The following is a 5,978-nucleotide window of genomic DNA, read 5'->3' on the forward strand; positions in this document are numbered from 1 at the left end:
GTCACGTAGCAGAGCATGGCCGTGCCATACCAACCGGCCATGGCCGCACCGATGGCGCTGGTGATGTGGTCGTAGCCGGGGGCAATGTCGGTGACCAGCGGACCGAGCACATAGAAGGGGGCCTCGCTGCACTCCTCCATCTGCTTTTTGACGTTGAACTCGATCTGATCCATCGGCACATGGCCCGGACCCTCCACCATCACCTGGATGTCGTGCTCCCAGGCGCGGCGGGTGAGCTGGCCGAGGGTTTTGAGCTCAGCCAGCTGGGCGGCGTCGGAGGCGTCGTGCTGGCAACCCGGCCGCAGGGAGTCCCCAAGGGAGAAGCTGCAGTCGTAGCGCTTGAAGATTTCGATGATGTCATCGAAATGGGTGAACAGGGGGTTCTGCTTGTGGTGATAAAGCATCCACTGGGCCAAGATCCCGCCACCGCGGCTCACGATGCCGGTGAGGCGACCCTTCACTAGCGGCAGGTGCTCAATCAGCAGGCCGGCATGAATCGTTTGGTAGTCAACGCCCTGCTGGCAGTGCTTCTCGATGATGTGCAGAAAGTCGTCGGCGTCGAGCTTCTCGATGGAGCCGTGCACACTCTCGAGCGCCTGATAGACGGGCACCGTGCCGATCGGCACAGGCGAGGCATTAATGATCGCCGTGCGCACCTCATCGAGATTGACGCCGCCGGTGGAGAGATCCATCACCGTGTCGGCGCCGTATTTCACCGCTAGGCGCAGCTTGGCCACCTCCTCATCGAGATCGGAAGCATTGGGGGAGGCGCCGATATTGGCGTTCACCTTGCAACGGCTGGCGATACCGATCGCCATCGGCTCCAAATTGAGGTGGTTGATGTTGGCCGGGATGATCATGCGTCCCCGAGCCACCTCCTCCATCACCAGCGACTCGGGCAGGTTTTCCCGCTTGGCCACATAGGCCATCTCTTCAGTCACTACGCCCTGGCGGGCGTAATACATCTGGGAATAGTTCGCGGTGCCGCGACGCTTCTCAATCCAGGCGCTACGCATTTGAGGCTGCAAATAGGGCGGGGCGCAGCCTGAGAGTGGTTTCACAATCCAATTCCACTTCCCTGCGCCGGCATGACCCGGATCAGGTTCGGAGGGTGTGATCTCAGCCCAAAGCTGCACAACTGATTAAGGCCGGCAGCGGGGCACCCCTAGTGACCCATCCAACCTAGCTCTGCAGACCATTGAGCGCCGCGGCCACCACCCGGTGGTCGGGGTCGGCCTGAAGCTGCTGCAACAGAACCCGGGCCTCGGCAGTGCCCTGCTCCCGCACCAAGCGGGCCAGGATCTCGGCGCCGCCCACCCGCACCGTGCCATCAGCGTCTGTGATCGCCATCGACGCCAGCTCCAGCAACCAGGCCGGATCAATGGCTGGCTGCTCAGCAAGAGCCGAAAGGATGCTGCAGCGCACCAGCCACTGCTGATCGGCTGCAAACCCATCACGCAGCAGGGGCCAGGCCCGCTCAAGGCTGTGGCTCACCAGGGAGTTAGCAGCTTCGGCCCGCACATTGGCGTCCTCATCGCCCTGCATCGCGGCCACCAGCGCCTGCCAGCCGGCCTCGTTTTGCTTCACCCCAAGGCCGGCGCAGCTGAGCGAGCGCACCATGAACATGCTCTGCTCCAGCCCGAGCAGGAGTAAGGGCACGGCCTGCTCCACCGGCACCTCCCGCAAACCCACCAGGGCGGGCATGGCCCGGCTGGGGTCTCCGCAAAGAATGGCCTCACGCAGGGCCGCAAGATCGGGAGAGGGATTGGTCATACATCCCCATCGTGGCGCAGGGCCGCCAGCAGCTCACGCCGTCGTCGCCGCCGGCCCACCGCACTGGTAACAAGCAGGCCCGTGCCGATCAGCAGAGCTGGCAGGGCTGGAATCCGATCGACGCCGCGGCGCTGCAGCAGCACCAGCAATGCCACCAGGATCAACAGGGGCGAGGAGAGGGCCAGCAACCCCCGCAGCCAGGGCCTTTGCCTCACGGGCGCCGCTCCATCCAGCGCAGCAGGCTCAAGGTGAGCACGCCAATGCCCACCGGCAGGGACGCTTCGTCGGGAGCGAAGCTGTTGCTATGCAACGGCGTGCAGCCCTGAGGCCCCGCCACCCCCAGCCGAAACATGGTGCCGCGGATGCCATCGAGCAGTTCGGCGAAATCCTCTGCTCCCAAAGACGGCTGCTCGAGCCACTGCACCTGCTGGCGGCCGAGCAGCTCCACCCCAGCATCCGCCACCAGCTCGGTGAGGGCAGGGTCGTTGTGCACGGGCGGTGAAATCACCCGATAACGCACCCGGGCCTCGCCGCCATGGCCGCGGCAGAGGGCCTGCACCGTGTCTTCGATCCAGCCTGGCAGCTGGGCGTGCACGTCGGTGTCGAGGCAGCGCACCGTGCCGAGCAGGCGCACATGGTCGGCGATCACGTTGAAGGCCTTACCGCCCTCGATCCGCCCGAAACTCACCACCACCGGATGCAGGGCATCAAGGCGGCGGCTGATCGCCTCCTGCAGACCACTCACCACCCGCGCCGCAATCCAAATGGCGTCAGTGCTCTGGTGGGGCCGGGCGCCGTGGCCGCCCTCGCCCAGCACCTCCACCTCCAGCTCACCGGCCGCCGCCGTAAGGCTGCCGCTGCGCACGCCGATCGTGCCCGCCGCCAGGCTGGGAAACACGTGCACACCAAACAGGGCTGCCACGCCGTCCATGGCGCCATCGGCCTTCATCCAGGCCGCCCCCTGGGCCGTTTCCTCAGCGGGCTGAAACAACAGCCGCACCCTGGCCGTGAGCAGCTCGGGGTGGCGCTCGGCAAGCTCCGCCAGCAGGTAGGCCACCCCCAGCCCCACGGCGGTGTGCAGATCGTGGCCGCAGGCATGCATCAGGCCCTGCTGGATGGAGGCGTAGTCGAGGCCGGTGCGCTCCTCCACAGGCAGGGCATCCATATCCACCCGCAGGGCCACCAGGGGGGCGGGCAAGCCATCAAGCCCCTGCTCTGGCCCCAGCTCCGCCAGCACGCCGGTGCGGCCCACACCCTCGCGCACCTGCCAACCCCAGCGCCGCAGCTCACCTGCCACCAGGGCAGCGGTCTGCTGCTCATGGCCACTGAGCTCGGGATGGCGATGGATATGACGCCGCAACTGGATCAGCTCCGGCAGCACCTCGGCCAGGGCCTGCTCAAGCCCCAGGGCCTGCCAATTCCAGCTGCAGGGTGTTGCCGTCATTCGAGGGCCATCGTTCAAGGGGCCAAAGCGAGGAATTGCGCCAGAGCTGCCACCGGCTCGGGGGGCCAACGCCGCGTCGCAAGCAACCATTCTTGCTGCCGGTAGCGGGGATCGAGGCCGGAGGCCGCGGCCCAGTTGCTTTCGGCCTCACCGCGAGCCCCCTTCTGCCAGAGCAGGGCGGTGAGGCCAGCTCGGGCATCAGCAAACAGGGGATAGCGGCGGATCAGGTTGCGCAGCTGCCGCTCGGCCTCGGCGCGATCGCCCAGCTGGAAGGCCGCCAGGGCGGCGCTGGAGCGGGCCATGGCAAAGCCTGGCCTAGCTAGGGAAGCGGCTTCAAAGCAACGGCGCGCTTCCTGCCAGTCACCCAGGGAGCCCTGCACGTTGCCGAGGTTGTAAAGGGCTGAGGCGCGCGGTTCACCCTCATCGCTCGGAGCGCGCTCCAAGATCCAGAGGTAGTCGGCTTCGGCGGCAGCCCACTGGCCCAAGGCCTCCTCGGCTGTGCCGCGATTGAGGTGGGGATCGGGGCTCTTGCCGTCGAGCTGCATCGCCTTGGTCTGGTCAGCGATGGCGGCGCGGGGATCGCCCAGGGCGAGCTGCACATTGCCGCGATTACTCCAGGCCGCCGCATCGTCCGGGGCCACCTCCAGCACCTGGTTCCAGAGGGGTAGAGCCTCATCAAAGCGCCCCTGCCGGCTGGCGCTGAGGGCCTGATCAAATAGCTGGGGCAGCAGCAGTTGCAGGCCCAGCAGCAAGGAAAACAACGTAGGAATCATTGTTGGCTGCTGGTCATGCGGCCGCATTAGCCGGCCAGCCCAGGTGGTTGCGGCCCGCCGGGGTAACCAGCCGGCCCCGGGGGGTGCGCTGCAGAAAACCCAGCTGCAATAGGTAGGGCTCCACCACCGCTTCGAGGGTGGAGGAATCTTCGCCGAGACCGGCAGCCAGGGTGTCGAGGCCCACGGGGCCGCCGCCGTAGCCCTCGAGCATCAAGGTGAGCAAACGCCGGTCACTGGCATCGAGGCCGCGGTCGTCAACGCGATGCAGGCTTAGGGCCTCCGCAACTAGGGGCGCGCCGATGCGGCCATGGCCCCGCACCGATGCCACATCGCGCACCCGACGCAGCAGGCGATTGGCAATGCGGGGGGTGCCGCGACAGCGGCGGGCAACTTCCAAGGCGGCCCCACCCTCCAGCTTGATCTGGAGCAGGCCAGCAGCCCGCTCCACAATTTGCTGAAGCTCATCGAGTCCGTAGAACTCAAGCCGCTGAATCAGGCCGAAGCGATCCCGCAGCGGTGAACTCAGCGATCCGGCCCGAGTGGTGGCGCCAACAAGCGTGAAAGGGGGCAGATCCAGGCTGCGGGTGCGGGCCGTCGTGCCCTTACCCACGGTGAGATCGAGGCGGTAGTCCTCCATCGCTGGATAAAGAATTTCCTCAGCCACCCGGTTGAGCCGATGAATCTCGTCGATGAACAGCAGCTCATGGGGCTGCAGGTTGACCAGCAGGCCAACGATGTCGCGGGGGCGCTCTAGAGCCGGGGCGCTGGTGATGCGGCAGCGCACGCCCAACTCCTCAGCCAGCACCAAAGCCATGGTGGTTTTGCCCAGGCCCGGTGGGCCGTAGAGCAGCACGTGGTCGAGGGCCTCTTGGCGGGCGCGGGTGGCCTCCACCGCGATGGCCAGCACCTGCTTGAGCTCGCTCTGGCCGATGTAATCGGCAAGGCGCTTAGGACGGAGACTGTCCTCCCGGGGCAGGCCACTGGCTGCGGCGGGGAGCTCCTCGAGCACGGGAGCGGGATCCACAAGACGCGCTGGTGGCTCGTCGCGGCTGGGGCGGCCGCGGGGCGCCGAAGATCCCGAGGAAACGATGGCCATGCAGCGAGGGTACCGGGGGCTCCCTAGGGTCGGAAGATCAAGGGGACGGTTGCGGAGCAGCGATGGCCAAGGGCGGGGGCAAGAAGAGCGCTAAGGCCCAGCGCGATGCCGCCAACAAGCTGCTGGCCGACAACCGCTTTGCCCGGCATCAATACGAAATTCTGGAAACCCTGGAGTGTGGCCTGGAGCTATTTGGCACCGAGGTGAAGTCGATCCGAGCCGGGCAATCAAACCTGCGCGATGGCTTCTGCCTGATTCGCAAAGGCGAACTGCAACTGCACAACGTGCACATTTCGCCCCACAGCCATGCCAGCGCATTTTTTAATCACGAGCCGTTGCGGGTACGCAAATTGCTGGCCCACCGCCGCGAAATTGACAAATTGCGGATTGGCCTAGATCAAAAAGGCCTCACCCTGATCCCCCTGAACCTGCACCTCAAGGGCTCCTGGATCAAGCTGACAATCGGTCTGGCCAAGGGCCGCAAGCTGCACGACAAGCGTCACGAGGAGCGGCGCAAGCAGGACATCAAGGACGCCAAGGCCGCAATCGCCCGGCTCTGAATTGGGGGGCCGGAGCGCCCGACCTACCCGCCCATACGCCTTCCGGCTGGAGTCAGTTCACTGGCGGTGGTACGGGCGGCAGGGGATCGGCGGCGGGCGCGGGCACGGCCGGAGCCTGGGGAGGCTCTAGCTGGGGCGCCGGCGCCTGCGGTGATGGTTCGGGGACGGTCACCGGCGGCGTCTCGACAGGGGGCGGATCGGCCCGCAACGACAGGGTGATCAGGGCCGGCGCCACGCCCTCGTTGGTCACCAGCAACTGCACTGGGGAGTTCTTCTGCACCCCCAAACTGACCACCCGCAGGGGCCCCTTGGCTTCCAGCAGCTCGCCATCG

The 5,978-nt window shown here is 66.4% G+C and carries 7 protein-coding genes, 1 pseudogene and 1 riboswitch; of the genes and pseudogenes, 1 reads left to right on the plus strand and 7 read right to left on the minus strand.

Annotation, left to right across the window (positions count from 1 at the left end; all coding sequences use genetic code 11):
• The 6 genes from thiC to ruvB all read right to left on the minus strand — a co-directional run.
• Window positions 1-1,016 (minus strand): phosphomethylpyrimidine synthase ThiC (thiC, locus tag KBY71_RS14575; RefSeq protein ID WP_254929613.1); only part of this gene is annotated, 1,016 nt, incomplete at its 3' end.
• A gap of 42 nt (window positions 1,017-1,058) precedes the next feature.
• Window positions 1,059-1,177: riboswitch (TPP riboswitch) on the minus strand.
• Window positions 1,178-1,182: 5 nt separating this feature from the next.
• Window positions 1,183-1,773, minus strand: a complete 591-nt coding sequence (locus tag KBY71_RS14580) for a HEAT repeat domain-containing protein (RefSeq protein WP_254929614.1) — start codon at window positions 1,771-1,773, stop codon at window positions 1,183-1,185.
• A complete protein-coding gene (locus KBY71_RS14585) occupies window positions 1,770-1,988 on the minus strand; it encodes a DUF3188 domain-containing protein (RefSeq protein WP_254929615.1) in 219 nt (72 codons plus the stop codon). The genes KBY71_RS14580 and KBY71_RS14585 overlap by 4 nt, the downstream gene beginning before the upstream one ends.
• Window positions 1,985-3,217, minus strand: coding sequence for an amidohydrolase (locus KBY71_RS14590; RefSeq protein WP_254929616.1), 1,233 nt, complete (start codon window positions 3,215-3,217; stop codon window positions 1,985-1,987). Before KBY71_RS14590 ends, KBY71_RS14585 begins: the two co-directional genes overlap by 4 nt.
• Window positions 3,218-3,231: 14 nt before the next feature.
• Window positions 3,232-3,990 carry a tetratricopeptide repeat protein gene (locus KBY71_RS14595; protein WP_254929617.1) on the minus strand — a complete coding sequence of 253 codons (759 nt, stop codon included), beginning with the start codon at window positions 3,988-3,990 and terminating at the stop codon, window positions 3,232-3,234.
• Between the two features lie 13 nt (window positions 3,991-4,003).
• A complete protein-coding gene (ruvB, locus tag KBY71_RS14600; RefSeq protein ID WP_254929618.1) occupies window positions 4,004-5,086 on the minus strand; it encodes a Holliday junction branch migration DNA helicase RuvB in 1,083 nt (360 codons plus the stop codon).
• Between the two features lie 62 nt (window positions 5,087-5,148).
• Here ruvB and smpB point away from each other — a divergent pair, with 62 nt between their 5' ends.
• A complete protein-coding gene (smpB, locus tag KBY71_RS14605; RefSeq protein WP_254929619.1) occupies window positions 5,149-5,646 on the plus strand; it encodes an SsrA-binding protein SmpB in 498 nt (165 codons plus the stop codon).
• A gap of 52 nt (window positions 5,647-5,698) precedes the next feature.
• On the opposite strand, the pseudogene KBY71_RS14610 reads toward smpB, so the two are convergent.
• A pseudogene (locus tag KBY71_RS14610) lies at window positions 5,699-5,978 on the minus strand (serine/threonine protein kinase); the annotation flags it as partial.

It is taken from the genome of Cyanobium sp. T1B-Tous (assembly GCF_024345475.1).
Lineage (GTDB): Bacteria > Cyanobacteriota > Cyanobacteriia > PCC-6307 > Cyanobiaceae > Cyanobium_A.